At 71.9% G+C, this 23,566-nt stretch carries 21 protein-coding genes and 1 pseudogene; 7 read left to right on the top strand and 15 right to left on the bottom strand.

The annotated features are described in order from the left end of the window. Positions 1-6: 6 nt before the first annotated feature. The 6 genes and pseudogenes from ID554_RS07985 to ID554_RS08010 form a co-directional block, all read right to left on the bottom strand. Positions 7-489: pseudogene (locus ID554_RS07985) on the bottom strand (saccharopine dehydrogenase NADP-binding domain-containing protein); the annotation flags it as partial. Beyond that, entirely contained in the window at positions 489-1,907 is a 1,419-nt protein-coding gene (locus ID554_RS07990) for an NAD(P)/FAD-dependent oxidoreductase (RefSeq protein ID WP_117229409.1), read from the bottom strand. The gene ID554_RS07990 and the pseudogene ID554_RS07985, both read right to left, overlap by 1 nt. Beyond that, the gene (locus ID554_RS07995; RefSeq protein WP_117229410.1) at positions 1,904-2,740 is read right to left on the bottom strand and encodes an ABC transporter permease; all 837 of its coding nucleotides are present in this window, start codon (positions 2,738-2,740) and stop codon (positions 1,904-1,906) included. Before ID554_RS07995 ends, ID554_RS07990 begins: the two co-directional genes overlap by 4 nt. Beyond that, complete coding sequence (locus ID554_RS08000) at positions 2,737-3,651, bottom strand: ABC transporter permease (RefSeq protein WP_117229411.1); 915 nt, start codon at positions 3,649-3,651, stop codon at positions 2,737-2,739. Before ID554_RS08000 ends, ID554_RS07995 begins: the two co-directional genes overlap by 4 nt. A gap of 22 nt (positions 3,652-3,673) precedes the next feature. Next, on the bottom strand, positions 3,674-4,825 hold the full coding sequence (locus ID554_RS08005) for an ABC transporter ATP-binding protein (protein WP_117229412.1): 1,152 nt from the start codon (positions 4,823-4,825) through the stop codon (positions 3,674-3,676). Between the two features lie 2 nt (positions 4,826-4,827). Next, the gene (locus ID554_RS08010; protein WP_117229413.1) at positions 4,828-6,012 is read right to left on the bottom strand and encodes a polyamine ABC transporter substrate-binding protein; all 1,185 of its coding nucleotides are present in this window, start codon (positions 6,010-6,012) and stop codon (positions 4,828-4,830) included. A 206-nt stretch (positions 6,013-6,218) separates the two neighbouring features. On the opposite strand from ID554_RS08010, the gene ID554_RS08015 reads away from it, so the two are divergent. Then, positions 6,219-6,731, top strand: a complete 513-nt coding sequence (locus ID554_RS08015) for an Lrp/AsnC family transcriptional regulator (RefSeq protein WP_117229414.1) — start codon at positions 6,219-6,221, stop codon at positions 6,729-6,731. Positions 6,732-6,826: 95 nt separating this feature from the next. Here the strand turns inward: ID554_RS08015 and ID554_RS08020 are convergent, their stop codons facing one another. Together ID554_RS08020 and ID554_RS08025 are read right to left on the bottom strand one after the other, a co-directional pair. Beyond that, on the bottom strand, positions 6,827-7,012 hold the full coding sequence (locus ID554_RS08020) for a DUF397 domain-containing protein (RefSeq protein WP_117229415.1): 186 nt from the start codon (positions 7,010-7,012) through the stop codon (positions 6,827-6,829). Next, complete coding sequence (locus ID554_RS08025; RefSeq protein ID WP_117229416.1) at positions 7,003-7,773, bottom strand: DUF5753 domain-containing protein; 771 nt, start codon at positions 7,771-7,773, stop codon at positions 7,003-7,005. Before ID554_RS08025 ends, ID554_RS08020 begins: the two co-directional genes overlap by 10 nt. A 396-nt stretch (positions 7,774-8,169) precedes the next feature. Here ID554_RS08025 and ID554_RS08030 point away from each other — a divergent pair, with 396 nt between their 5' ends. Further along, complete coding sequence (locus tag ID554_RS08030; RefSeq protein WP_117229417.1) at positions 8,170-9,516, top strand: aspartate aminotransferase family protein; 1,347 nt, start codon at positions 8,170-8,172, stop codon at positions 9,514-9,516. A 6-nt stretch (positions 9,517-9,522) separates the two neighbouring features. Further along, positions 9,523-10,902 (top strand): NAD(P)/FAD-dependent oxidoreductase, encoded by a 1,380-nt coding sequence (locus tag ID554_RS08035; protein WP_117229418.1) that lies wholly within the window; start codon positions 9,523-9,525, stop codon positions 10,900-10,902. A gap of 311 nt (positions 10,903-11,213) precedes the next feature. On the opposite strand, the gene ID554_RS08040 is transcribed toward ID554_RS08035, so the two are convergent. Further along, positions 11,214-11,585 carry a DUF3499 domain-containing protein gene (locus ID554_RS08040; protein WP_117229419.1) on the bottom strand — a complete coding sequence of 124 codons (372 nt, stop codon included), beginning with the start codon at positions 11,583-11,585 and terminating at the stop codon, positions 11,214-11,216. A 150-nt stretch (positions 11,586-11,735) separates the two neighbouring features. Between ID554_RS08040 and ID554_RS08045 the strand changes: the two genes are divergently transcribed. Next, the gene (locus ID554_RS08045) at positions 11,736-12,185 is read left to right on the top strand and encodes a metallopeptidase family protein (protein ID WP_117229420.1); all 450 of its coding nucleotides are present in this window, start codon (positions 11,736-11,738) and stop codon (positions 12,183-12,185) included. A 76-nt stretch (positions 12,186-12,261) separates the two neighbouring features. Here ID554_RS08045 and ID554_RS08050 read toward each other — a convergent pair whose 3' ends face one another. From ID554_RS08050 to ID554_RS08060, 3 genes are all read right to left on the bottom strand, one after another. Next, a complete protein-coding gene (locus tag ID554_RS08050; protein ID WP_013731688.1) occupies positions 12,262-12,519 on the bottom strand; it encodes a WhiB family transcriptional regulator in 258 nt (85 codons plus the stop codon). A 945-nt stretch (positions 12,520-13,464) separates the two neighbouring features. Beyond that, positions 13,465-16,014 (bottom strand): bifunctional FO biosynthesis protein CofGH, encoded by a 2,550-nt coding sequence (locus ID554_RS08055; RefSeq protein ID WP_117229422.1) that lies wholly within the window; start codon positions 16,012-16,014, stop codon positions 13,465-13,467. A gap of 82 nt (positions 16,015-16,096) precedes the next feature. After that, the gene (locus tag ID554_RS08060) at positions 16,097-17,119 is read right to left on the bottom strand and encodes a hypothetical protein (RefSeq protein ID WP_117229423.1); all 1,023 of its coding nucleotides are present in this window, start codon (positions 17,117-17,119) and stop codon (positions 16,097-16,099) included. A gap of 98 nt (positions 17,120-17,217) precedes the next feature. On the opposite strand from ID554_RS08060, the gene cofD reads away from it, so the two are divergent. Next, positions 17,218-18,180 (top strand): 2-phospho-L-lactate transferase, encoded by a 963-nt coding sequence (gene cofD, locus ID554_RS08065; protein WP_117229424.1) that lies wholly within the window; start codon positions 17,218-17,220, stop codon positions 18,178-18,180. Further along, complete coding sequence (locus tag ID554_RS08070; protein WP_117229425.1) at positions 18,177-19,265, top strand: coenzyme F420-0:L-glutamate ligase; 1,089 nt, start codon at positions 18,177-18,179, stop codon at positions 19,263-19,265. Before cofD ends, ID554_RS08070 begins: the two co-directional genes overlap by 4 nt. Before the next feature lie 75 nt (positions 19,266-19,340). Here the strand turns inward: ID554_RS08070 and ID554_RS08075 are convergent, their stop codons facing one another. Then, positions 19,341-20,330: an ArsR/SmtB family transcription factor gene (locus tag ID554_RS08075; RefSeq protein WP_117229426.1), complete on the bottom strand. Its 990-nt coding sequence runs from the start codon at positions 20,328-20,330 to the stop codon at positions 19,341-19,343. Positions 20,331-20,655: 325 nt separating this feature from the next. On the opposite strand from ID554_RS08075, the gene ID554_RS08080 reads away from it, so the two are divergent. Further along, on the top strand, positions 20,656-21,264 hold the full coding sequence (locus ID554_RS08080; RefSeq protein WP_117229427.1) for an NUDIX hydrolase: 609 nt from the start codon (positions 20,656-20,658) through the stop codon (positions 21,262-21,264). On the opposite strand, the gene ID554_RS08085 is transcribed toward ID554_RS08080, so the two are convergent. Together ID554_RS08085 and ID554_RS08090 are read right to left on the bottom strand one after the other, a co-directional pair. Continuing rightward, positions 21,233-22,324, bottom strand: a complete 1,092-nt coding sequence (locus ID554_RS08085; protein WP_117229428.1) for a mannose-1-phosphate guanylyltransferase — start codon at positions 22,322-22,324, stop codon at positions 21,233-21,235. The two genes, ID554_RS08080 and ID554_RS08085, sit on opposite strands and share 32 nt — an antisense overlap. 48 nt (positions 22,325-22,372) lie before the next feature. After that, positions 22,373-23,518: a glycosyltransferase family 4 protein gene (locus ID554_RS08090; RefSeq protein WP_117229429.1), complete on the bottom strand. Its 1,146-nt coding sequence runs from the start codon at positions 23,516-23,518 to the stop codon at positions 22,373-22,375. Positions 23,519-23,566 lie beyond the last annotated feature (48 nt).

A 23,566-nucleotide genomic window follows, 5' to 3' on the forward strand; every position in this document is an offset into this window, starting at 1 on the left:
GCCGCGGAACAGCTCGTCGGCGGCGTAGCGGGCGAAGACGTCGGAGAGGCCGGGTTCGACACCGATGCCGCACAGCGCCAGCCGCCCGGCCGCCGTCCAATGGTCGGCCGCCGCGAACTGCGCGTCGCCGAGCATGACGCCGGTCTCCTGGTAGGGCCGGGTCGGGTGCGGACGGGACAGCGACATGGCCATGTCGAGGTAGTCGGCGCCGGCCGCGTATGCACCGTCGAAGATCGGCATGACGAAGCGCGGGTCGACCGCGTTGAGCACGTGGGTGATCCGGTGTTCGCGGCAGAGCGCCGCGACCGCCTCCGCCGAGGCGGCGTCGACACCGGCGGCGACGAAGCGGTCGTCCCGTCCGGCGACGGCCCGCGCGGCGCGGGTCTCGTCGTGGTCGGCGACCACCATGCTGTCGAAGAAGGCACGTCGGGCCGCGATGGCGACGACGGCGGAACCGACGCCTCCGGCCCCGATCAGCAGCACACGCATCACGAGTCGAACCCCAGATCGAAGCGATCGAGCGTACGGAGCCACAGGTTGCGCCGCCCCTGTCGAGCGTCGGCGCGGGCCATGGACCAGCGGGTGAGCCCGATGCCGACCGCGCGGGCCGGTTCGGGCGGGAACGGCAGGGGACGGCTGCGGACCAGGTCGAGCTGGGTCAGCGGGCTTTCCACGCCGTCGAGCAGGTCGAGCATCACCCGGGCACCGAACCGGGTCGCCCCGACGCCGAGCCCGGTGTACCCGGCCGCGTAGGCGAGCCGACCGGAGTACGCGGTGCCGAAGAAGGCGCAGAACCGGGTGCTGGTGTCGATCACTCCGCCCCAGCGGTGACTGAACCGGACGTCGGCGAGCTGCGGGAAGGTGGTGAAGAAGTGGCGGGCGAGGGCGGTGAAGGTGGCGTCCCGCTGGTCCAGTGTCGGCGTCATCCGGTTGCCGTAGTGGTAGACCGCGTCGTAGCCGCCGAACAGGATCCGCCCGTCGTCGGTGATCCGGTAGTAGTGGAACTGGTTGCCGGTGTCGGCCAGCCCCTGCCGGTTGCGCCAGCCCACGGCGTCGCGCTGCGCGGGCGTCAACGGCTCGGTCGTCAGCGCGTAGTCGTACACCGGCACGATCCACGCCCGCAGGCGGCGCAGCAGCGGCGGGAACGCGTTGGTGGCCAGCACCACCTTGGTTGCGCGTACCGCACCGGGGCTGCCGTCGGCGGCGACGGTGCGGGTGAACAGCGCGCCGGAGTCCCGGTACAGGCCGGTGACCCGGGTGTGCTCGTGCACCCGTACGCCGAGGTCCACGCAGGCCCGGCGCAGTCCCCAGGCCAACCGCGCCGGGTCGAGCATCGCCACCCGGTCACGGTCCCACAGCCCACCGAGGTACGTCGGCGAGTTCACCTCGGCGCGCACCTCGTCGGCGTCGAGCAGGCTGACGTCGTGCCCGTACCGCCCGGCCAGCGCGGCGTCGGCGGCCAGCCCGTCGAGCTGGTACGGCTCGACCGCCACCGACAGTTCCCCGGTACGCGCGAAGTCGCAGTCGATCCGATGCTCCGCCACGGTGGCGGCGATGGCGTCCAGGTTCTCCCGACCGAGCCGCTCCAGGGTCCCGATCTCGTCCGGGAACCGCTGCACCCCGTTGGCCAGCCCGTGCGTCAGGGACGCGGCGCAGAACCCGCCGTTGCGCCCGGAGGCCGCCCAGCCGCAGGTGCCCGCCTCCACCAGCAGCACGTCCCGCGCCGGATCGGCCTGCTTGGCCAGCAGGGCGGCCCACAACCCGCTGTAGCCGCCCCCGATCACCAGCAGGTCGGCGGTGGCCGGGCCGGGCAGCGGCGGCAACGGGTCGGGGCGTTCCGGCCGGTCGAGCCAGTACGGCGCGCGTACCGCGTCGGCGAGCGCCCGGCCGGTGGACGGCGCGGTCATGACCGGCTGGTCGCCCGGGGAACCGGCACCGCGATCGCCGCCCGGCGTGCCCGCCGACCTCGCAGCATGCTGGCCAGCACCAGCAGCAGCGCGATCGCGAACATGGCGGTGCCGATGACGTTGACCTGCGGCGGGATGCCCCGCTGGGCGGCACCCCAGACGTACATCGGGAACGTGACGGTGGTGCCGGAATTGAAGTTGGTGATGATGAAGTCGTCGAAGCTGAGCGAGAACGCCAGCAGCGCGGCGGCCACGATGCCGGGCAGCACCAACGGCAGCGTGATGCGGCGGAACGTCTGCCACTCGCTGGCGTACAGGTCCATCGCGGCCTCCTCCAGCCGCCGGTCCATCCCGGTCAGCCGCGCCTTGACCGTCACCACCACGAACGACAGGCAGAACATCACGTGCGCGATGACGATGGTCCAGAAGCCCAGCGGCACCGCACCGGCGACGAAGAGGGCCAGCAGCGAGGTGCCCATCACCAGCTCCGGCGTGGCCATCGGCAGGAAGATCAGTACGTTGAGCCCGGACCGTCCCCGGAACCGGTGCCGGACCAGCGCGAACGCCATCAGCGTGCCGAGCGCGGTGGCCGCGACGGTGGCGATGAAGCCGATCTGCACGCTGCGGACCACGGCGTCGCACATGTCGGAGGTGGCGCACGGGTTGCGCCAGTTGTCGAGCGTGAACTCGTGGAAGTCGTACGACAGCCGGTTGGAGGGGCGGTTGAACGACAACGCGCCGACCACGGCGATCGGCAGGAACAGGTAGCCGAGCACCAGCATCGCCACGCCCATCACCCAGTGCCGGGCGAACCACCGGAAGACACGGCTCATAGAACCTCCTCCGTGCCGGCGCGACGCAGATAGACGAAGACCACCGCGAGGATCGCCGACATCAGCAGGAACGACAGGGCGGCGCCCTGCGGATAGTCCAGCCGGACCAGGAACGCCGAGTCGATGACGTTGCCGATCATGTATTGGTTGGGGGTGCCGAGCAGCTCGGCGTTGATGTAGTCGCCGGTGGCCGGGATGAAGAACAGCAGGGTGCCGGCGATCAGCCCCGGCATCGACAGCGGCAGGGTGACCCGGCGGAACGTCTTCAGCGGGCTGGCGTACAGGTCGCTGGACGCCTCCAGCAGCCGGTGGTCGAGCCGCTCCAGGCTCGCGTACAACGGCAGCACCAGGAACGGCAGGAAGTTGTACGTCAGGCCGAGCACCACCGCGATCGGGGTGGCCAGCAGCCGCCCGTCCGGGCCGAGCAGGTGCACGTCCCGCAGCAGCCCGACCACCCAGCCGTTGTCCGACAGGATGGTCTTCCAGGCCAGCGTACGCACCAGGAAGCTGGTGAACATCGGGGCGATCACGCAGACCAGCAGCAGGTTCTTCCACCGGCCGGCCTTCTGCGCGATCGCGTACGCCAGCGGGTAGCCCATCAGCAGCGCCAGCACCAGCGCGATGCCCGCGTACAGGAACGAGCGGCTGAACTGCGGCCAGTACGTCTGCAACGCCGCCGGGTAGTTCCCGAACGCCCAGGTCATCGCGTACCCGGTGGAAAGCGTGCCGTTCGGGTCGTAGAGGCTCGCCGCGGCGAGTTGCACCAGCGGCAGGGCGAAGAAGAGGAACAGCCAGGCCGCGCCGGGCAGCAACAGCAGGTACGGCAGGAGCCGGTACCGCCCTGATCGGGCAGTCGGCGGCGGCGACGCCGGCTGCCCGGAGCCGGTGGGTACGTGAGCCAGCGCGCTCACGCCGTGGTCTCGCTTCGCCGGCTCATGAGGACGCGCCGACCGGCTCGTCCAGGACCGGGGTGGTCCGGTCCTCCTCGTCGGCGCGGCGACCGAGCAGGAAGGCGTGCTGCGGATCCCAGTACGCCACGGCCCGCTCGCCGACGGCGAAGCGCTGCTGCGCCCCGCTGTTGGCGACGAAGACGCTCAGCTCGGTGCCCCAGCCGGTGCGCAGCAGGTACTGCGTGCTCACCCCGACGTAGGAGGCGTCGGTGATGGCGCCTTCGAGATGCTGGTTGCCGGCGGGCACCTGCACGGCCGCCCCGGCCAGGTGCAGCTTCTCCGGGCGTACGCCCAGGAAGACCGGACCCTGGTCGGCGCGGGCCCGCGCCGACGGCACGGAGAACCGCGCGCCGTGCGCGGTGACCAGGAGGTCGCCGCCGTCGGTGCCGGAGACCTCGCCCGCGATCAGGTTGGACTGGCCGAGGAAGTTGGCCACGAACGCGGTGGCCGGGAACTCGTAGATCTCGGCGGGTGCGCCGAGCTGCTCGATCCGCCCGGCGTTCATCACCGCGACCGTGTCGGCCATCGTCATGGCCTCCTCCTGGTCGTGGGTGACGTGCACGAAGGTGATGCCGACCTCGGTCTGGATACGCTTGAGCTCGATCTGCATCTGCCGGCGCAGTTTGAGGTCGAGCGCGCCGAGCGGCTCGTCCAGCAGCAGCACCTGCGGGTGGTTGATCAGTGCCCGGGCCAGCGCGACCCGTTGCTGCTGCCCGCCGGAGAGCTGGGCCGGGCGACGCCGCTCGTACCCGTCGAGCTGCACCAGCGACAGCATCTCGCGGACCTGCCCGTCGACCGAGCGGATGCCGCGCCGCCGCAGGCCGAAGGCGACGTTCTCGAAGATGTCCAGGTGCGGGAAGAGGGCATAGCTCTGGAACACGGTGTTGACCGGCCGCTTGTACGGCCGCAGCCGGGCGATGTCCCGGTCACCGAGCAGCACCTGCCCGCTGGTCGGCTCCTCCAGCCCGGCGATCATCCGCAGCGTGGTGGTCTTGCCGCAGCCGGAGGCGCCGAGCAGGGCGAAGAACGAGCCCTGCGGAATGGTCAGGCTCAGGTCGTCGACGGCGGTGAACGGGCCGAACGTCTTGGTGAGGTCGGCCAGCCTCAGGTCACCGGCCGGAGTGTCCCGCGCCATCGTCACGCTCCGATGACCTGCTGGAACTTGGTCTCGTACTCGCGCTCCTGCTGCTCGTCCAGGGCCATGAAGACGCGGGCCTTGGAGAGGATCGCCTCGTCCGGGAAGATCAGCGGGTTGGCGGCCAACTCCGGGTCGATCTTCTCCATCTCCTCCTGCGCGCCCTGCACCGGGCAGATGTAGTTGACGTACGCGGCGAGCTGGGCGGCGATGGCCGGGTCGTAGTAGTGGTTCATCAGTGCCTCGGCGTTGCCCTTGTGGGTGGCCTTGTTCGGCACGAGCATGTTGTCCGACCAGAGCGTCACGCCGGAGTCGGGCACCACGAACGTGATCTGGTCGTCGTCGAAGCCGAGCTGAATGATGTCACCGGACCAGCCGATGCACGCCGCGATGTCGCCCTTGGCCAGGTCGGGGGCGTAGTCGTTGCCGGTGAACCGGCGGATCTGCCCGGAGTCGACCGCCTTCTTGAGCTTGTTGAGGGCATCGTCGAACTGGTTGGCGGTGAAGTCAGCCGGGTTGTGTCCGTTGGACATCAGCAGCAGCCCCATGGTGTCGCGCATCTCGGTCAGCGCGGTCACCTTGCCCTTGAGGTCGGGGCGGGTGAGCAGCTCGTCGACGGTGCGGATCTCCTTGGTGACCCGCCCGTTGTACGCCAGCCCGGCCAGGCCCGACTGCCACGGGACGGCGAGGTGGTTGTCCACGTCGAAGGGGCGGTTCCGCAGCGACGGCAGCAGGTTCGCCTCGACGTGGGGCAGCTTCGACTTGTCGAGCCGCTGGATCCAGCCGAGCCGGATCATCCGGGCGGCCATCCAGTCGGTGAGCACCATGACGTCGCGTCCGGTGCCATGGCAGGCGGCGAGCTGGTTCTGCACCTTGCCGAAGAACTCGTTGTTGTCGTTGACGTCCTCGGTGTAGGTCACCTGGATGCCGGAGTTGCCGACGAACGCGTCGAGGCTGGGACGCTTCGACGCGTCGTCCTCGTCGACATCCATGTACTGCGGCCAGTTGGAGAAGGCGAGAGTCTTTTCCGTGCCGGACAGGTCCTCGCTGACACAACCGGCCTCGGTCTGCTGCGCGCCGGGGGTGCCGCAGCCGACGAGAGTGCCGCCCGCCGCGAGCAGCGCAGCCGAGCCGAGGGTGCCGGTCAGCAGGCCACGCCGAGTGAGGGGCCGGTAAGCGTTTCGCATGTGACGACTCCTACAGGTCATCGTCGGCGGCGGGACGGGGGTGGGCGCGCCGACGGGAGGGTCAATGGCGATGGACGACTGATCCTGACATGAGGAAACCTGCCTCACAAGGGATTCCGTAGCCGCAATAGCCGTGGACGACGAATTACGCCAGACTGCCGGGTGGCATTAGGCTCAGCGCCGTGACGGACAGGGGGGAGCGCTCGATGACGAACCGGCAGCAGGACAACGGCACCGGCGGACGCCGGGTCAGCGTGCGGGAGGGCGCCAGCCACGCGCTGCTCGACGACGTGGCCAAGCAGATCATCGAACAGCTCCAGCAGGACGGTCGCCGCCCGTACGCCACCATCGGCAAGGCGGTCGGACTCTCCGAGGCGGCGGTACGTCAACGCGTACAGCGGCTGCTCGACGCCGGGGTGATGCAGATCGTCGCGGTGACCGACCCGCTCCAACTCGGCTTCCCCCGTCAGGCCATGATCGGCCTACGCACCGACGGCGACCTGGAGAGCGTCGCGGACCGGATCGCCGAACTGGACGAGGTCGACTACGTAGTGATCACCGCCGGCTCCTTCGACCTGCTTGCCGAGGTGGTCTGCCGCAACGACGAGCACCTGCTGGAGATCCTGCAACGGCTGCGCGCGGTCAACGGAGTGCTCTCCACCGAGGCGTTCGTCTACCTCAAACTCCGCAAGCAGACCTACAGCTGGGGCACCGCCTGAGTGTGCGCCCCCACGCACCTCCGCCCGGTTCGCCCTCGCCCCGCGCGCCCTCGCCCCGCGGAAGGGTCGGCGCGCGGAAGGGTCAGTGCGAGAGGTCAGCGCGGGGGTGTGGTGACGAACGCGCGCCAGGCGTCGGGGGTGAAGGTCAGGGTGCCGCCGGCTCGATCCTTGCTGTCGCGCACCAGGATCCGGCCGGGCAGGTTGTCGGCCACCTCGACACAGTCGCCGCCGTTGTTGCTGCTGCGGGTGGCGGTGCGCCAATGGGCGTCGGTCATGTCCATGTCGCCGCTACCTCCCGGATCAGCTCGATGGACCGGCGACGCGGCAACGCCTCACCGGTGACGCTCTCCCATCTCGCGCCCAGGATAGCAAGGTCGGCACGCTCGGTCACCACCTGACCGCGCAACTGATTGTCCAGATAGGCCGCCTCGTAGCCGTCCGGCGTCCGGGCCAGCACGAACGGCCCGGCCAGGCCGGTATGCCACGGGTTCTCCGCCGGGATCACCCGCACCTGCACGTGCTCCCGCTCGCCCCACTCGGCCAGGTGGAGCAGTTGCCCGGCCATCACCGCCCGGTCGCCGCCCACCCGCCGCCGCAACACCACCTCGTCGATCACCGCCACCAGTTGCAGCGGCACCTCGCGCTCCAGCACCCGCTGCCGGGCCAGCCGCGCCGCCACGATCTCCTCCACCTGCGCCGGCGCGACCAGGCCGCCGGTTGCCAGCACCGCCCGGGCGTACGCCTCCGTCTGGAGCAGGCCCGGCACCAGCAGCGGCTGGTGCGACCGGAGCGAGCTGGCCTTCTGCTCCAGTTGGGCCCACTCCTGGAACCAGGGCAGGTCGCGGCGGCGAAACGGCTCCGGCCAGAGTTCCTTCGACTGGCGGCCGAGAATCGCGGCGACAGCGGCCCGGGTACCCGGGTGCGGGGTACGCCCGTCGGCCACCCAGCGGCCCGCCGTCTTCGGGTCGACGCCGACCTTCCCGGCCAACGACTGGGCGGTCTCGCCCTTGTCCGCCATCGCCAACCGCAGTGTCTCGTTCATCTACCGACCTCCATCCGGGCGTCACGTTGCGCCGCACGCTAGCCACTCTGGGTGGCGCTGTCCGCCCGGTCTCGGCGTGTTGCGGGCAGGACTGTTTCGCGCACCTGAGGTGCGAATGAGATGCCCCTCGAATGCCCTGGACAGCCCCACCGCCCACGCCCACCGCCGCCCTCCGAGAGGACGGGCCGGGAAGAGAGGTGGGGCCGGGGAGGGGGAAGACGCCGCCGGACGGCGGCGATGCGGATTCCGTTGCACTAGGCATAACGGCTCGCTAAATCCGTTGCATCATGGCGTGTAGCCAACCGATTGCACTTGCCTTGGGGCGGCGGGCTGTGGGATAACCGTGGGCAGAGCGGCCGGTGAGACCTGACCGGCCCGAGACCCGATGGGGCTGACATGGCTAACGCCACCGACCACCTCTGGATGCACTTCACCCGGATGGCGAGCTACTCCGCCGGCGAGGTGCCGACCATCGTGCGCGGCGAGGGCGCGTACGTCTGGGATGCTCAGGGTCGCCGCTACCTGGACGGCCTCGCCGGGCTCTTCGTCGTCAACGCCGGCCACGGTCGCACCGAGCTGGCCGAGGCCGGCGCCAAGCAGGCCGGGGAGCTGGCGTACTTCCCGCTCTGGTCGTACGCCCATCCGACCGCCGTGGAGCTGGCCGAGCGGATCTCGGCGCTGGCCCCGGGCGACCTGAACCGGGTCTTCTTCACCACGGGTGGCTCCGAGGCGGTCGAGGCGGCCTGGAAGCTGTCCCGGGCGTACTTCAAGCGGGTCGGCAAGCCCACCAAGCACAAGGTGGTCAGCCGGTACATCGCCTATCACGGCACCTCCATGGGCGCTCTGTCGATCACCGGGCTGCCGGGCATCAAGACGGACTTCGAGCCGCTGGTGCCGGGCGGGATCAAGGTGCCGAACACCAACTTCTACCGGGCCCCGGAGCACGGCGACGATCCGGTGGCGTTCGGTCGCTGGGCCGCCGACGAGATCGGGCGGGCCATCGAGCGGGAGGGACCGGACACCGTCGCGGCGGTCTTCCTGGAGCCGGTGCAGAACTCGGGCGGCTGCTTCCCGCCGCCGCCCGGGTACTTCGAGCGGGTCCGCGAGATCTGCGACGCGTACGACGTGCTGCTGGTCAGCGACGAGGTGATCTGCTCGTGGGGCCGGCTCGGCGAGTACTTCGGTGCTGCCCGCTACGGGTACCAGCCCGACATCATCACCACCGCCAAGGGCATCACCTCGGGGTACGCCCCGCTCGGCGCGATGATCGCCAGCGACCGGCTGATGGAGCCATTCCTCACCGAGACCGGCATGTTCGCCCACGGAGTGACCTTCGGCGGGCACCCGGTCTCCTGCGCGGTGGCTCTGGCCAACCTGGAGGTCTTCGCCCGTGAGGACCTGGTCGGGCACGTACGCGCCAACGAGGCGGCCTTCCGGTCGACCCTGGAGAAGCTGCACGACCTGCCGATCGTCGGCGACGTCCGGGGCGACGGCTACTTCTACGGCATCGAGCTGGTCAAGGACAAGACCACCCGGGAGACCTTCGACGAGGCCGAGTCGGAGCGACTGCTGCGCGGCTTCCTGTCCAGCGCGCTGTTCTCCGCCGGGCTCTACTGCCGGGCCGACGACCGGGGCGACCCGGTGGTGCAGCTCGCCCCGCCGCTGATCGCCGGGCAGCAGCAGTTCGACGAGATCGAGCAGATCCTGCGGAGCGTACTCACCGAGGCCTGGACCAAGCTCTAGGAGGCGGTGGTGGCCTACCGGGACCTGTCGTACTGGCTGTCCACCGTGGACGAGCCGTTGACCCCGCGTCCGCCGTTGTCCGGTGACAGCGTCGCAGACGTGGTCATCGTGGGGGCCGGCTACACCGGGCTGTGGACGGCGTACTACCTCGCCGAGGCCGAGCCGGCCCTGCGGATCGTGGTCCTGGAACGCCAGGTGGCCGGCTACGGCGCCTCCGGGCGCAACGGTGGCTGGTGCTCGGCGCTGCTGCCCACCTCGCTGACCGGGCTGGCCCGGCGGCACGGCCGGGACGCCGCGATCGCCATGCAGCACGCCATGTACGACACGGTCCGCGAGGTCGGCCGGGTGGTCGCCGCCGAGGGCATCGACTGCCACTGGTCGTACGGCGGCACCGTGCTGCTCGCCCGCAGCGAGCCGCAGGTGCAGCGGGCCCGGGCGACGGTGGCGGAGGCGCGGGAGTTCGGCTTCGGGCCGGCGGATCTGGACCTGCTCGGCCCGGCGGAGGCCGTCGCCCGGTGCGGTGCCACCGGGGTACGCGCCGCCACCTACACGCCGCACTGCGCGGCGCTGCACCCGGCGCGCCTGGTACGCGGCCTGGCCCGCGCCGTGGAACGCCGGGGCGTGACGATCCACGAACGCACCCCGGTCACCGAGATCCGGCCCCGCGCGGCGGTCACCCCGGCCGGCACCGTACGCGCCCCGGTGGTGATCCGGGCCACCGAGGGCTACACGTCGGCGCTGACCGGGCACCGGCGGGCCCTCGCCCCGGTCTACTCACTGATGATCGCCACCGAGCCGCTGCCCGACGAGACCTGGGCCGAGATCGGGCTGGCCGAGCGGGAAACCTTCTCCGACCACCGGCACGTCATCATCTACGGCCAACGCACCGCCGACGGCCGGCTCGCCTTTGGCGGGCGGGGTGCCCCGTACCACTTCGGCTCGCGGGTCCGGTCCGACTTCGACCGGGAGCCACGGGTCTTCGCCGCCCTCCGTCGTTCGCTCGGCGACCTCTTCCCGGTGCTCGGCCCGGACGTGCCGGTGACGCACACCTGGGGCGGTCCGCTCGGGGTGGCCCGGGACTGGGCGGCCTCGGTCGGCTACCACCGTGCCGACGGGCTGGGCTGGGCCGGCGGGTACGTCGGCGACGGGGTGGGCACCAGCAACCTGGCCGGTCGTACGCTGGCCGACCTGATCCGGAACGAACCGACCGAGCTGACCCGCCTGCCCTGGGTCAACCACCGCTCGCCCCGATGGGAGCCGGAGCCCCTACGTTGGCTCGCGGTCAACGCCGGCCTCCGCCTGATGCTCTCCGCCGACGAACGCGAGTCCCGCACCGGCCGCCCTTCCCGCCGCGCCACCACCTTCTCCCGACTCCTAGGCCACTGACCACCCCGCTCCCACCCCACCCCGCTCCCACCCCACCCCGCTCTCACCCCACCCCGCCTCGCCCCACCCCGCCCCGCCTTGACGAGTTGATCAAGAAGTTTGGTCGGCCCAGGCGCCAGGAATTGACGCAAACTTCTTGATCAACGCCGCAGGGCGCGGGCGTGCGGGGAGCGCGTGGGGGTGGGGGTGGGGGCGGGGGGCGGGGGGCGGGGGGGCGGGGGGGCGGGGGGGGGGGGGGGGGGCGGGGGGAGTCCTTGTCGCTCCGCTTCGCGAAGCGGCCCTAATCGGGAGGAAGTAGGTCTACTTCCGAGTTAGTGGGTGGGGGGGATTACGCGGAGGTGGCCTCGGCGGGACGAGGTGGTGGGGGGTGCGGCCTGCTGGTTCTGGGCGTCCTGTGGGGGGCGGGGGGCCGGGCGGGCGGCTTCGCGGACGGCCTCGGCGAGTGCGACCAGGTCGTCGGTGGTGGGCGGCGGGGGCTCGAACTCGCCCTCGTGCCGGACGACCTCCCAGCCGCGCGGTGCGGTCAGGCTCCGGGCGTGCGGCTCGCACAGGTCGTACGTGTGCGGCTCGGCGAAGGCGGCGAGCGGACCCACCACGGCCGTCGACTCGTTGTAGACATAGGTCAGCGTGGCGACCGCTTGCCGGGGGCAGCCGTTACGGGAGCAGCGCCGTGGTGACCTCACGGGCGCAGGGTATCCCCATTACCGGGTCCGGCGCACCGGTTCGCGTTACGACACGCCCGTCTTGGTGATCACATTTCGGCCCGGCGGCACGGCGCGCCCGGTAGCGGCGCTGATGCGGGCAGGGGCGCGATGGCGGCTACCCTTTGGCTCATGACGAGTCCGGAGAACCGCCGCCCCGGCCCCGGCCGGCGGGCGCACCGCGACCGGCACGGGCGCGGTCTGCGTGGGCGGCTGGTGCCGGCAACCGTGCCGTTGGCGCGTACCAAGGCGGAGATCTTCGACGATCTGGTGCTGGACACCGTCGAGACGCTGGAGCGTCGCTTCGCCAAGGAACTCGCCGGGGTGGAGTTCGCCGTCGAGGACGTCCCGCCGGACCTCAACGTCTACGACACCGACGTGCTGGAGGACGGCGAGGTGCCGCTGGCCCGGCTGCTGCCGGGTCGGCCGGGACGCCAGGAGGTGCCACCCCGCATCGTGCTGTACCGGCGTCCACTGGAGTTTCGGGCGATGGACCGCGAGGACCTCGCCGACCTGGTACACGACGTGATCATCGAGCAGGTGGCGAACCTGCTCGGCGTGGACCCGGACGAGTTGGCCTGACCCGACCGCCGTGACCCCCCACGGCGAATCGTCACCTCCGGGGCGGGACGTCCCCCGACCGTCCCTTCCCGACGACTCAGGCTGCTCGCCGCTTGAGCTTGCGCCGCTCCCGCTCGGAGAGCCCACCCCAGATCCCGAACCGCTCGTCGTGGCCGAGAGCGTATTCGAGGCATTCGGTCTTGACCTCGCATCGCGAGCAGATGCGCTTCGCTTCGCGGGTCGAGCCGCCCTTCTCGGGAAAGAACGCCTCCGGGTCGGTCTGCGAGCACAGCGCTCGCTCCTGCCACTCCGGCGCGTTTCCGAGCAGGTCGGCCGCCTCGAGCTGGCCGTCCATCAATTGCCTCCTTGTCGCGCACCGGCGCCATCGCCGCTGCAACCCCCCACGCGAAAGGCGTGCTTGTCCGTCCGGTCCCGTTTTGCTGCGGTTCGTGCGAACAACCCCATTCAAATTACACGCGTGTAATGCGTGCGGCGTCAAGCCAAACTTGATAATGGAGTCGCCCTCCCGACACGCACCCGGTCTCGCCCTGCCCTATCGATTCAGACCCCGGCCGAGTAACGCCCTCTCCGGCGAGTTGCCCGAGTTTTCTCCCGTGGCGTGCGGCCCGGGACAGGGGTGATCACGCCCCGCGCCGACCTCCGGGAGGCCACCCGTCAAGATCGGTTGATCTTGACCCGCAAGGTTAGCCCGACTTCGCCGGGACCGCCCGTCGAGCGGGTTGACGACGACCACGCCCCGTCCACATCGTGGACGAGACACGGTCACGGGAAGGCTGAAGCGGCCAGCCCGAAGGCGCGGAAAGGCTGGTGGGCCAGGTGAATCGGCGACAACCCCACCGGCCACCCGAACCGTACCGACGGGCGTATCGCCGTCCCACCAGACGGTATAGGTACCTACCGGTAGGTCCGGGTAGACCGCACTGTGGAAGGTGCCGTCAAGCACCTGGCCGCTCACGTACGACGGAGTGGGTCCGCGGCTCGCCGTCGTGGCCCGGCCGGCTGACCTCAGGTTGGGCAACCCACTGTCCACCACCGAGGTCATCGTGCCGATGCGGGTCAGACTGTAGAACCGCCGCCGGTTTCCGTTCTCGCTGTCCAGCGAATCGATCGCCCCCGTGCGGTGGAGAGAAACGTTCGGATTCGTGATTTCGGTGGTGGATTCGAAACGGTAGGTGACGTCCGGCTGACCGCCACCGCTGTATGTGAAGACATGACGGACCCACCTCACTGGGCAGAAGTGTGCATTGGACGGACGGCCGGGGCGCGCGAAGGTTCGACGTCAGGAGCCGACGTGACCGTACGCAGTCGTACGCCTACGAGCCGGGCGGCCCGCTGCCGCCGCGATCGCCCGCAGTTGCTCCTCGGTCCGCGCCGAGCCGTTGCCGGAGCCGGCCATCCGCGAGATGGTCTCCTCCATCAACGTGCCGCCCAGGTCGTTGCAGCCGCTGCGGAGCATCTCCGCCGTGCCCTCGTCGCCCAGCTTCACCCAGGAGCACTGGATGTTGTCGATCCGGCCGTGCAGCAGTACCCGGGCCATCGCGTGCACCACCCGGTTCTCCCGCCAGGTCGGCCCGGGACGGGCGATGCCGGCCAGATAGATCGGGGCGTTGGTGTGCACGAAGGGCAGCGCCACGAACTCGGTGAACCCGCCGGTGCGGTCCTGCACGCCGGCCAGCACCCGGAAGTGCGCCAACCACTGCCCGGGATGGTCCACGTGGCCGTACATCATCGTGGAGCTGGACCGGATGCCCAGCTCGTGGGCGGTGCTGACCACCTCGACCCAGGCGGCGGTCGGCAGTTTGCCCTTGGTCAGCACCCAGCGCACCTCGTCGTCGAGGATCTCCGCCGCCGTGCCCGGGATGGTGTCCAGCCCGGCCTCACGCAGCCCGGACAGCCACTCCTTGACCGGCACACCGGCCTTCGCGGCAGCGGTGGCGATCTCCATCGGGGAGAAGGCGTGCACGTGCATCTGAGGCACCCGCGCCTTGATCGCCCGGACCAGGTCGGGGTAGATGGTGACCGGCAGCTTCGGGTCGATGCCGCCCTGGATGCAGACCTCGCCGGCACCGGCCTCCCACGCCTGGAGCGCCCGGTCGGCGACCTGCTCCACCGACAGCCGGTACGCGTCGGCGTCCCGCTCCCGCTGGGCGAAGGCACAGAACCGGCAGCCCACGTAGCAGACGTTGCTGAAGTTGATGTTGCGGTTGACGACGTAGGTGACGTCGTCGCCGACCGCGTCCCGGCGCAGCTCGTCGGCGCTGCGGCAGAGCTGGTCCAGGGCCGGGCCGTCCGCGCCGAACAACGCCAGCGCGGCGTCGGCGTGCCGGGGTTCCAGCAACGCCGCCGGGTTCTCGGCGACCAGCCGCAGCCCGGCCCGCAGGTCAGCGTCGCCGGAGCCGGCGGCAGCCGACCGACCGGCCCCCGGAGACGGGCCGGCGTCCGACGGCGGTACGGCGACCTTGGCCGCCACCTCCGACCAGTCCCCGTAGACGTGGTCGAAGTCCCCCCGCCGATCCTCGGTACGCCCCGTGAGGTCGATGCCGACGTGCAGGTCGGTCCGCCCGCCGAAGGTCTCGTCCGGCTCCTGCCAGGGGCGGCCGACCGGACGGGCCGACTCCACGGCGAGCCCGGTCACCGGCTCGGCGAGCGCGGTGACGTGCGGCAGCAGGCGCGGATCCAGCCACGGCTCACCGGCAAGGACGTACTCCGGGTAGACGGTCAGCCGCTCGCGCAGCTCGAACCCGGCGGCGGCGGTACGCGCCGCCAACTCGTCAAGCTGCGGCCACGGACGTTCCGGGTTGACGTGATCGGGGGTCACCGGTGAGACGCCACCCCAGTCGTCGATGCCGGCCCGCAGCAGCAGGTCGTACTCACCGGCGATCAGGTTCGGCGGCGCCTGGATGCGGGCCTTCGGGCCGAGCAGCAGCCGGGCCACCGCGACGGTGGCCGCCAGGTCGTGCAGTTCCGCGTCCGGCATCCCGCGCATCGCGGTGTCCGGCTTGGCGCGGAAGTTCTGCACGATCACCTCCTGGAGGTGGCCGTACTCCCGGTGCGCCCGCCGGATGGCGAAGATCGCGTCCACCCGCTCGGCGGGCGTCTCGCCGATGCCGATCAGGATGCCGGTGGTGAACGGGACCCCGACCCGGCCGGCGTCGTCGAGCACCCGCAACCGCACCGCCGGTTCCTTGTCGGGCGAGCCGTAGTGCGGGCCACCCGGCTTCGACCAGAGCCGCGTCGCGGTGGTCTCCAGCATCATCCCCATGCTGGGCGCGACCGGCTTGAGCCGGTGCAGCTCCGACCAGGAGAGCACGCCCGGGTTCAGGTGCGGCAGCAGGCCGGTCTCCTCCAGCACCGCCACCGCGCAGGCCCGCAGATAGTCCAGGGTGGACTCGTAGCCTCGCTCGTCCAGCCACTGCCGGGCCGCCGGCCAGCGCTCCTCCGGCCGGTCACCGAGGGTGAACAGCGCCTCCTTGCAGCCCTGGGCCGCACCGGCGCGGGCGATGGCGAGCACCTCGTCGCGGTCGAGGAAGGCCGCCGGCAACCGGTGCGGCACCGTGGCGAACGTGCAGTAGTGGCAGCGGTCCCGGCAGAGCCGGGTCAACGGGACGAAGACCTTCTTCGAGTACGTGACCACGCCCGGCCGGCCGGCGTCACGCAGGCCGGCGTCACGGATCGCCCCGGCGATGTCGAGCAGTTCCGTGAGGGCGGCGCCACGGGCGCCCAGCAGTACGGACGCCTCGTCGACGTCGAGCGCCCGGCCGGTGGCGGCCCGACGCAGGGCCCGCCGCACGCCCGCCTCCGCAGGCCCAGGCTCGCTGCGATCAACCATCCGCCCAGCCTAGGCGCTGTCGCCGGGCGCACACCCCCCACGTGGGCAACCGCACCCGGCCGCCCGGCTCGTCGTACGCCCGTCAGACCGACTTGTCACCAGGGTCGATCCGCTGGGTGCGGTCGCCCTCGCCCGGCGGCGGCACCGCCTGGCCCGGCTCGGTGCCCTGGCGCGGGATGGTCTGGGTCGGGTCGGCCGACGGGGGCTGCCCGAACGGCGGCACCGCCGGTGAGGTCGGTGCCGGCGACTGCGGCGGCACGACCGGCTGGCCGTGCGGCGGCCAGGTGTGCGGGGCGGACGGCGGCCCACCGGGTGCCTGGCCCGCCACCGGCCACCCCGGCTGCTCCCCGCCCGGCTGACCGCCGGGGTACCCGCTCGGCTGCTGGCCACCGGGGTACCCGCTCGGCTGTTGTCCGCCCGGGTAGCCGGCGGGCTGGCCTCCGCCCGGGTAGCCGGCCTGGCCGGGGTAACCGCTGGGCTGCTCGCCACCGGGCCACCCACCGGCCGGACCGGGCTGCTGCTGCCACCCACCCGGGTAGCCACCGGGCTGTCCCTGGTTGCCCTGGATGCCCCAGCCCTGCTGCGGGGTGCCGTACAGGCCGGGCTCCTGCTTGGGCTTGGGCACGTGGTAGAGCCGCCGCCAGACGGTCCAGACCACGTACGCCGCCGCGCCGAACAACGCCACCCAGCCCGCCCGGGTGATGGCGCCGGTCAGGGCGTCGAAGATCTGCGCCTCGGCCAGCCGGCCGACCGTCCAGATCAGCAGCGTCAGGCCGCCGAGCACGACGCTGACCGCGTACTCGATCAGGGCCACCTGCGTGATCAGCTTCGCTTTCGCCACGACCGGGGCCAGATGGGTGGCGAGCAGCACCGCCAGCAGCGGCAGCACGATCGCCTCCAGCCCGAGGAAGGCGAAGAACGCGCTGCCCGCCCGGCCGGTCACCGTGCTGTAGGCGCCCTGGGGCGTGATCAACCGGATCAGCGCGACGAAGAGGAAGACGGCGTTCGCGCCCAGAAGCACGAGGGCGACGAGTTCCCGAAGCGGCCCGGTCACCTGACGGGCCGGGGTCGGTTCGGTGGGCGGATGCTCCACGGGGCTGGTCACGAACTCTCCCTGAGGGCGAAAGCGGACAGATGCCGACGTGAGCCTAGTCTCCCCGGACGACTGGCTGACGAAGGCGTCACGTAGGCGAGGATGGGCTGATGCGTGTCGTGGTTCTGACCGGGGGAATCGGGGGTGCCCGGTTCCTGCTCGGTGTGCGGGCCTACGCCCGTGAGGTGGGCGCCGAGGTGACCGCCGTGGTCAACGTCGGCGACGATCTGCGCCTGCACGGGCTCCGGGTCTGCCCGGACCTGGACAGCGTCCTGTACTCCCTCGGCGGCGGGGCCGACCCCGAGCGCGGCTGGGGCCGGACCGGCGAGAGCTGGACGGTCAAGACCGAACTGGCCGCGTACGGCGCCGAGCCGAGCTGGTTCGGGCTGGGCGACAAGGACCTGGCCACCCACCTGGTACGCACCACCATGCTCGACGCCGGATATCCGCTGCACCAGGTCACCGACGCGTTGGCGACCCGCTGGCAGCCCGGCGTACGCCTGCTGCCGGCGACCGACGACCGCCTGGAGACACACGTGGTGGTGACCCCGCCCGACGACGCCGGCGGCGACGGGCAGCGGGCGATCCACTTCCAGGAATGGTGGATCCGGTACCGGGCCCAGCTGCCGACGCACCGGTTCGTCTTCGTCGGCGCGGAGGCCGCGAAGCCGGCACCCGGCGTGACGGAGGCGATCGCCGGTGCCGACGTGGTGCTGGTGGCGCCGAGCAACCCGGTGGTCAGCATCGCGCCGATCCTCGCCGTGCCCGGCGTGCGGGAGGCGCTGGCCGGCACTCCGGCACCGGTGGTCGGGGTGTCGCCGATCATCGGTGGCGCCCCGGTGCGCGGCATGGCGGACCGCTGCCTGGCGGTGGTCGGCGTGCCGTGCAGTGCCGCCGGGGTCGGCGGGCTGTACGGGAGCCGGACCACCGGTGGCCTGCTCGACGGATGGCTGGTCGCCGAGGAGGATGCGGGCACCCAGGTGCCGGACGTGACCGTACGCGCGGTGCCGCTGCGGATGACCGACGAGGCGGCGACGGCGACGATGGTCCGCGCCGCAGTGGAGTTGACGTGAGACTGGAGATCCTGCCGGTGCCGGGCATCGGCCACGTGACCGAGGGCGACGACCTCGCGGCGCTGATCGGGGGCGCGGCACCGTGGCTGCGCGACGGCGATGTGCTGGTGGTGACCAGCAAGATCATCTCGAAGGCGGAGGGACGGCTGGTGGACGTACCGGCCGACGGCCCCGACCGGCAGGCCGCCCGGGACGAGGTGCTGGCCTCGGAGACGGTCCGGGTGGTGGCGTCGCGCGGCCCGACCCGGATCGTGCAGACCCGGCACGGCTTCGTGATGGCGGCGGCCGGCATCGACGCCTCGAACGTCGACAAGACCCGGCTGGTGCTGCTCCCCGAGGACCCGGACGCCTCGGCCCGCGCACTCCGGGCCGGCCTGCGAGCCCGCAACGGCGTGAACGTCGCCGTGATCATCAGCGACACCATGGGTCGGCCGTGGCGCAACGGGCTCACCGATGTCGCCCTCGGCGTGGCCGGGATGGACGCGATCCGGGACCACCGGGGCGAGGTCGACCCGTACGGCAACGAACTGGTGCTGACCCAGATGGCCGTGGTCGACGAACTGGCCGGCGCGGGTGAGCTGATCAAGGGCAAGTGTGACCAGATGCCGGTCGCGGTGGTCCGGGGCTACCTCACCGCCGGGCGGGACGACGACGGCGACGGTGCCCGGGTCCTGGTCCGGGACGCGTCGATGGACCTGTTCTCGCTCGGCACCGCCGAGGCCCGGGCGGCCGGGCTGGCCGAGGCCGCGCACCTGCCGGACCGCCCCGGCGAGGTACGGCCCGACCCGGCGGTGGTCGCCGCAGCGATCGCCTCGGTCATCGACGTCGTCGCGCCCGGCACGGTGTTCACCCAGGTCGTCGACGACGACGTACGCGCCGGCCTGGTCAACACCGTGCCCGGCTGGCCGGACCGTGCCACCGGCCTGGTGCTCTGCTCGCCGCCCACCCCGGTCGGCCCGGTCCAACTGGTCCGTTTCGGCACCGACGTGCAGCGACTGCGGACCGCCCTCGCGGCTCACCACGTCCCCACCCAACTACTCCCCCCGCCGCCGGCCACCACCGCTGCCGCCTCCCTGGCCCTCTGAGGGCCCGACGCCGGTCCCCGCCAGTCAGGGGACGCCGGTCCCCCGCCGGACGAGGGCCGACGTCGGTCCCGCCGGTCAGGGGTTGAGCAGGGCGCGCCCCAGCGGGGTGGGGGTGTGCAGGACGGTGTTGCGGTCGCGGTGGCTCACCAGCAGGCCGGCGTTGCGCAGCACGGCGGTGTGCTGGCTGGCCGCCGCCGCCGAGATGCGCAACCGTCGGGCCAGTTCCCCGGTGCTGCACCCGCCGTCGCTGGCGGCGAGCACCGCGGCCCGGGTCCGGCCGAGCAGCGCGGCCAGCGCCTTCCGGCCGGCGCCGGTCCCCTCGGCCACGCCGGCGACCAGCCCACCCAGCCGGTCCACCGGATAGACCAGGACCGGCGGCAGCTCCGGGTCGACCAGCGCCACCGGTGTCCTCGCACAGAAGAACGACGGCACCAGCAGCAGCCCCCGCCCCGACAGGTGCAGTTCCCGGCTGTTCGGATAGTCGGGGATGTGCAGTACGCCGGACTCCCAGCGCACACCCGGCCGCAGGGAGGTCAGCAAACCCTCGATCCCACCGTCGAGCATGGCCCGCGCCCGCCGGTTCCGGTCGGCGTCCACCGCCGCCTGGACCTGCTCCCAGTAGGGGCCGAGAGCCAGGTCACGGTAACGGGTCATGGCGTCGGTCAGCTCGTCCAGCGCGCGCGGCTCGCCCCGCGCGAGGGCCTCCGCCCCGGTGGGCACGCCCCGCCCGCTGGCCAGCCGGCTCAGATCGCGGTGCAGCAGCGTCGCGGGGGTGTGCCGCAGCGCCTCCATCCCGGCCTCGAACCCGCCCACGCTCTCGTACGGGGTGAGGAAGTCCGGGAAGTAGCCATGCGACGGGTTCACCGTCAGCAGCAACCGCAGGCCGTCGGCGTCATCCTGCCGGCGCAGGCCACGCATGACCTCACGCCGCCAACCGGCGAGCAGTGGGTCCCGGCTACGCCCGGGCAGCAGGTGCAGGCTCAGCACCACTTCCCAGATCGGATCCGCCGCCGGAGCAACTCTGGTCCGGAGGATGTCCTCGCCGGAGAAATGGATCTTCAGCATGGAACGACTCCCCGTCACCCGGCTGAGGGACGCCCGGCGACGCTTGGCACTCTACCTGGGACATACCGCCTTGGTCTGTTAAGCGTGGGCTAAAAGACCTCGACTCCCACCACCCGGGTCCGCCATGCTCTGCGTGCCGCAGGGACAGCACGTGCCGCCCCTGCGGAGTCCGGAGCCGGGGGCAGGCACGGCCGGGTGGCACTACACGAGGGTCTGCGGGCTCACCACTTCCGCAGGGGTGCCGCCCGGTCGTCAACCGTCCCGCCCCGCATCTCCCCTCCCACCCGCCCGTACGCTGTGCGGGACGGAAGGAGGGACCGTGCGGATGCCTCACGCAGCGGACGAGCGCACGCGGGCCCCGGAGGACGGCTGGCCCGCACTGCACGCCGACGCGTCGGCGACCCTCTCCGGCTGGACGCCCACCAGCACGGACGCCGCAACCGCCCGGGCCCGTACCCTCGACCTGCTGACCGCCGGACCGGTCGCGATCAGCCGCGCGCACCGGGCCGGGCACGTCACCGCCAGCGCCCTGCTGTTCGACGCGACCGGCACCCGGGTGCTGCTCTGCCTGCACCGCAAGTTCCACCGCTGGGTGCAGCTCGGCGGCCACTGCGAGTCGGGCGACCGGACGCTGGCCGGGGCCGCGCTCCGCGAGGCGACCGAGGAGTCCGGCATCACCGGGCTGCGGGTGGACCCGGTGCCGATCGACGTGGACGTGCACGAGGTCGGCTGCCAGGGCGGCTCCCTGCACCACGACGTACGCTTCGCCGTCTTCGCCCCGCCCGGCGCGGTGGAGACGGTCAGCGCGGAGTCCGAGGCGCTCGGCTGGTTCCCGCCGGAGCAGCTACCGCAACCGCTGGCCGGCGGGACCGCTCGGCTCATCCCGCCGGGACTGGCCGCGTTCAGACGAGCCGGTCCTCCCCCCGTGCCTTGAGTTCGTCCACGATCGCCTTGACGTCCTGGGCGCGCCCGCGCGGGCAGACCAGCAACGCGTCCGGCGTGTCGACCACGATCAGGTCGTGCACGCCGATGCCGGCCACCACGCGTCCGGACTGCGGCACCACCACACAGCCGCTGCTGTCGCGCAACAGCACCTCGGTCTTGACGTCCCCGCCGAGCACCACGTTGCCGTCGTCGTCGGTCGGCAGCACCTCACCGAGCGTGTGGAAGTCTCCCACGTCGTTCCAGCGGAAGTCGCCCGGCACAGTGGCGACCCGGCCGGCGCTCGCCGCGCCCTCCATCACCGCGTAGTCGACCGAGATCTTCGGCAACGTCGGCCAGACCGCGCCGAGCACGTCGTCCTGCTCGGGCGTGCCCCAGACGGCCGCGATCGCGGTCACCCCGGTGTGCAGGGCGGGCTGCTGGCGGGCCAGTTCGGCGAGGAACGCCGACACCCGCCAGACGAACATGCCGGCGTTCCAGAGGTACCGGCCGGACCGCACGTACGCCTCGGCGACCTCGGCGTTCGGCTTCTCCTTGAACTCGACGACCGGACGCATCAGACCGTCGCCCACCGGGTCGCCGGTCTGGAGGTACCCGTAACCGGTCTCCGCCCGGGTCGGGGTGATCCCGACGGTCATCAGCAGACCCTGCTCCGCGCCCCGGATCGCCGCCTGGACCGTCTCCACCCACTGCTGCGGCTGGCCGATGAGGTGGTCCGCCGCGAACGAGCCCATCACCGCGTCCGGGTCCCGCACCGCGATCACCGCCGCAGCGAGCGCGATGGCCGCGCAGGAGTCACGCGGCGACGGCTCGATGAGGATGTTCTCCCCCGGAAGGCCGGTCAACTGGCGGGCCACCGCCGCGGCGTGCGCGGCCCCGGTGACCACCATGGTCCGCGCCGGGGTGGTCAGCGGCGACGCCCGCTCCACCGTCGCCTGGAGCAGTGACGCCGGGGTGCCGGTGAACGGGTGGAGGAACTTGGGGTGGCCGGAGCGGGACAGCGGCCACAACCTTGTGCCGCTGCCACCTGCCGGAATCACGACATAGATCACCTGGACATCATGCCCGAACCGTCCGCCGCAGGTGCCGGGTTGCCGGCGTCAGGCCCGCACTCTGGACCAGGCGGCGACGTGCACCTCGGCGCTCGACTCCCAGGTGAACTCCTTGGCCCGGTCGAATCCGGCCTTGGCCAGCACCGACCGGCGCGGCTCGTCGTCGAGCAGCGACGCCAGGTCGGTGGCGATCTGGTCCGGGTCCTCACTGGTGTACGCCACCGCGTCGCCACCCACCTCGGGCAACGACAGCCGGGGCGTGGTGAGCACCGGCGCGGCGCACGCCATCGCCTCCAGGACCGGCAGACCGAAACCCTCCCCGTAGGACGGATAGGCGGCCACCAGGGCACCACCGAGGAAGCCGGGCAGGTCGGCGTAGCGCAGGTAGCCGGGGCGCAGCAGCCGCAGGTGCGACGGCACCTCCGCGGCGGCGCGGTCGATGTCGTCGTCGTGCCCCTGACCACCGGCGATCACCAACGCGGGCGGATCCTCCCGGTCGGCGACCGCCCGCGCCCAACCACGGATCAGGTTCGGCACGTTCTTGCGCGGCTCCTTCGCGCCATGGAAGGCCACGTAGCTGCTGCCGCCCAGGCCCAGCCGGGCGCGTACCCGGGCCTTCTCCTCGTCGCCGGGGGCGTGGAAGGCGTCGTGGTCGACACCGTGGTAGGCCACGTCGATCCGGGTCGGGTCGGCGTCCAACAGCCGGATCAGCTCGTCGCGGGTCGCCTTGCTGGGCACGATCACCCGGTTGGCGCGGCGTAGCGAAGTCTTGATCGCGCTGCGGAAGAACGTCCGGCGGGACTTGTCGTAGTGCTCCGGCTCGGTGAAGAAGGTCGCGTCGTGCAGGGTCACCGTGACCGGGCAGCCGGCCCGCAACGGGCAGGTGTAGAAGGGCGAGTGGAGCACCTCGGCGCCGACCTGCTGGGCGAGCAGGGGCAGGCCGGTCTGCTCCCAGGCGAGCCGGGCGGGACGGTGCGCGACGGCGGCGGGAGCGGGGACGATCTCCGCTCCGGGCAGCATCCGGCGGTAGCGATCCAGGTCGGTGCGGAGACTGACCACGACCAGTTCCACCGCCGACCCGCACACCTTCCCGAGGGCGCCGAGCAGGCCGTCGACGTATCTACCGACGCCCCCGCGGTCGGCGGGGACACTCGTGGCGTCGATGAGCACGCGGGGCGGGCGACCGGCGGTCACTGGGCGACTCCTTGTGGTGGCGGGACTGTGGGGAACGACACTTCGGGC

Source organism: Micromonospora craniellae (assembly GCF_014764405.1).
Classification (GTDB): Bacteria; Actinomycetota; Actinomycetes; order Mycobacteriales; family Micromonosporaceae; genus Micromonospora; species Micromonospora craniellae.

Bases quoted from the DNA above. Each gene is read 5' to 3' on its own strand.
- ID554_RS07990 (WP_117229409.1), bottom strand. From the start codon at position 1,907: ATGACCGCGCCGTCCACCGGCCGGGCGCTCGCCGACGCGGTACGCGCG.
- ID554_RS07995 (WP_117229410.1), bottom strand. From the start codon at position 2,740: ATGAGCCGTGTCTTCCGGTGGTTCGCCCGGCACTGGGTGATGGGCGTG.
- ID554_RS08005 (WP_117229412.1), bottom strand. From the start codon at position 4,825: ATGGCGCGGGACACTCCGGCCGGTGACCTGAGGCTGGCCGACCTCACC.
- ID554_RS08010 (WP_117229413.1), bottom strand. From the start codon at position 6,012: ATGCGAAACGCTTACCGGCCCCTCACTCGGCGTGGCCTGCTGACCGGC.
- ID554_RS08015 (WP_117229414.1), top strand. From the start codon at position 6,219: ATGACGAACCGGCAGCAGGACAACGGCACCGGCGGACGCCGGGTCAGC.
- ID554_RS08020 (WP_117229415.1), bottom strand. From the start codon at position 7,012: ATGGACATGACCGACGCCCATTGGCGCACCGCCACCCGCAGCAGCAAC.
- ID554_RS08025 (WP_117229416.1), bottom strand. From the start codon at position 7,773: ATGAACGAGACACTGCGGTTGGCGATGGCGGACAAGGGCGAGACCGCC.
- ID554_RS08030 (WP_117229417.1), top strand. From the start codon at position 8,170: ATGGCTAACGCCACCGACCACCTCTGGATGCACTTCACCCGGATGGCG.
- ID554_RS08045 (WP_117229420.1), top strand. From the start codon at position 11,736: ATGACGAGTCCGGAGAACCGCCGCCCCGGCCCCGGCCGGCGGGCGCAC.
- ID554_RS08050 (WP_013731688.1), bottom strand. From the start codon at position 12,519: ATGGACGGCCAGCTCGAGGCGGCCGACCTGCTCGGAAACGCGCCGGAG.
- ID554_RS08055 (WP_117229422.1), bottom strand. From the start codon at position 16,014: ATGGTTGATCGCAGCGAGCCTGGGCCTGCGGAGGCGGGCGTGCGGCGG.
- cofD (WP_117229424.1), top strand. From the start codon at position 17,218: ATGCGTGTCGTGGTTCTGACCGGGGGAATCGGGGGTGCCCGGTTCCTG.
- ID554_RS08075 (WP_117229426.1), bottom strand. From the start codon at position 20,330: ATGCTGAAGATCCATTTCTCCGGCGAGGACATCCTCCGGACCAGAGTT.
- ID554_RS08080 (WP_117229427.1), top strand. From the start codon at position 20,656: ATGCCTCACGCAGCGGACGAGCGCACGCGGGCCCCGGAGGACGGCTGG.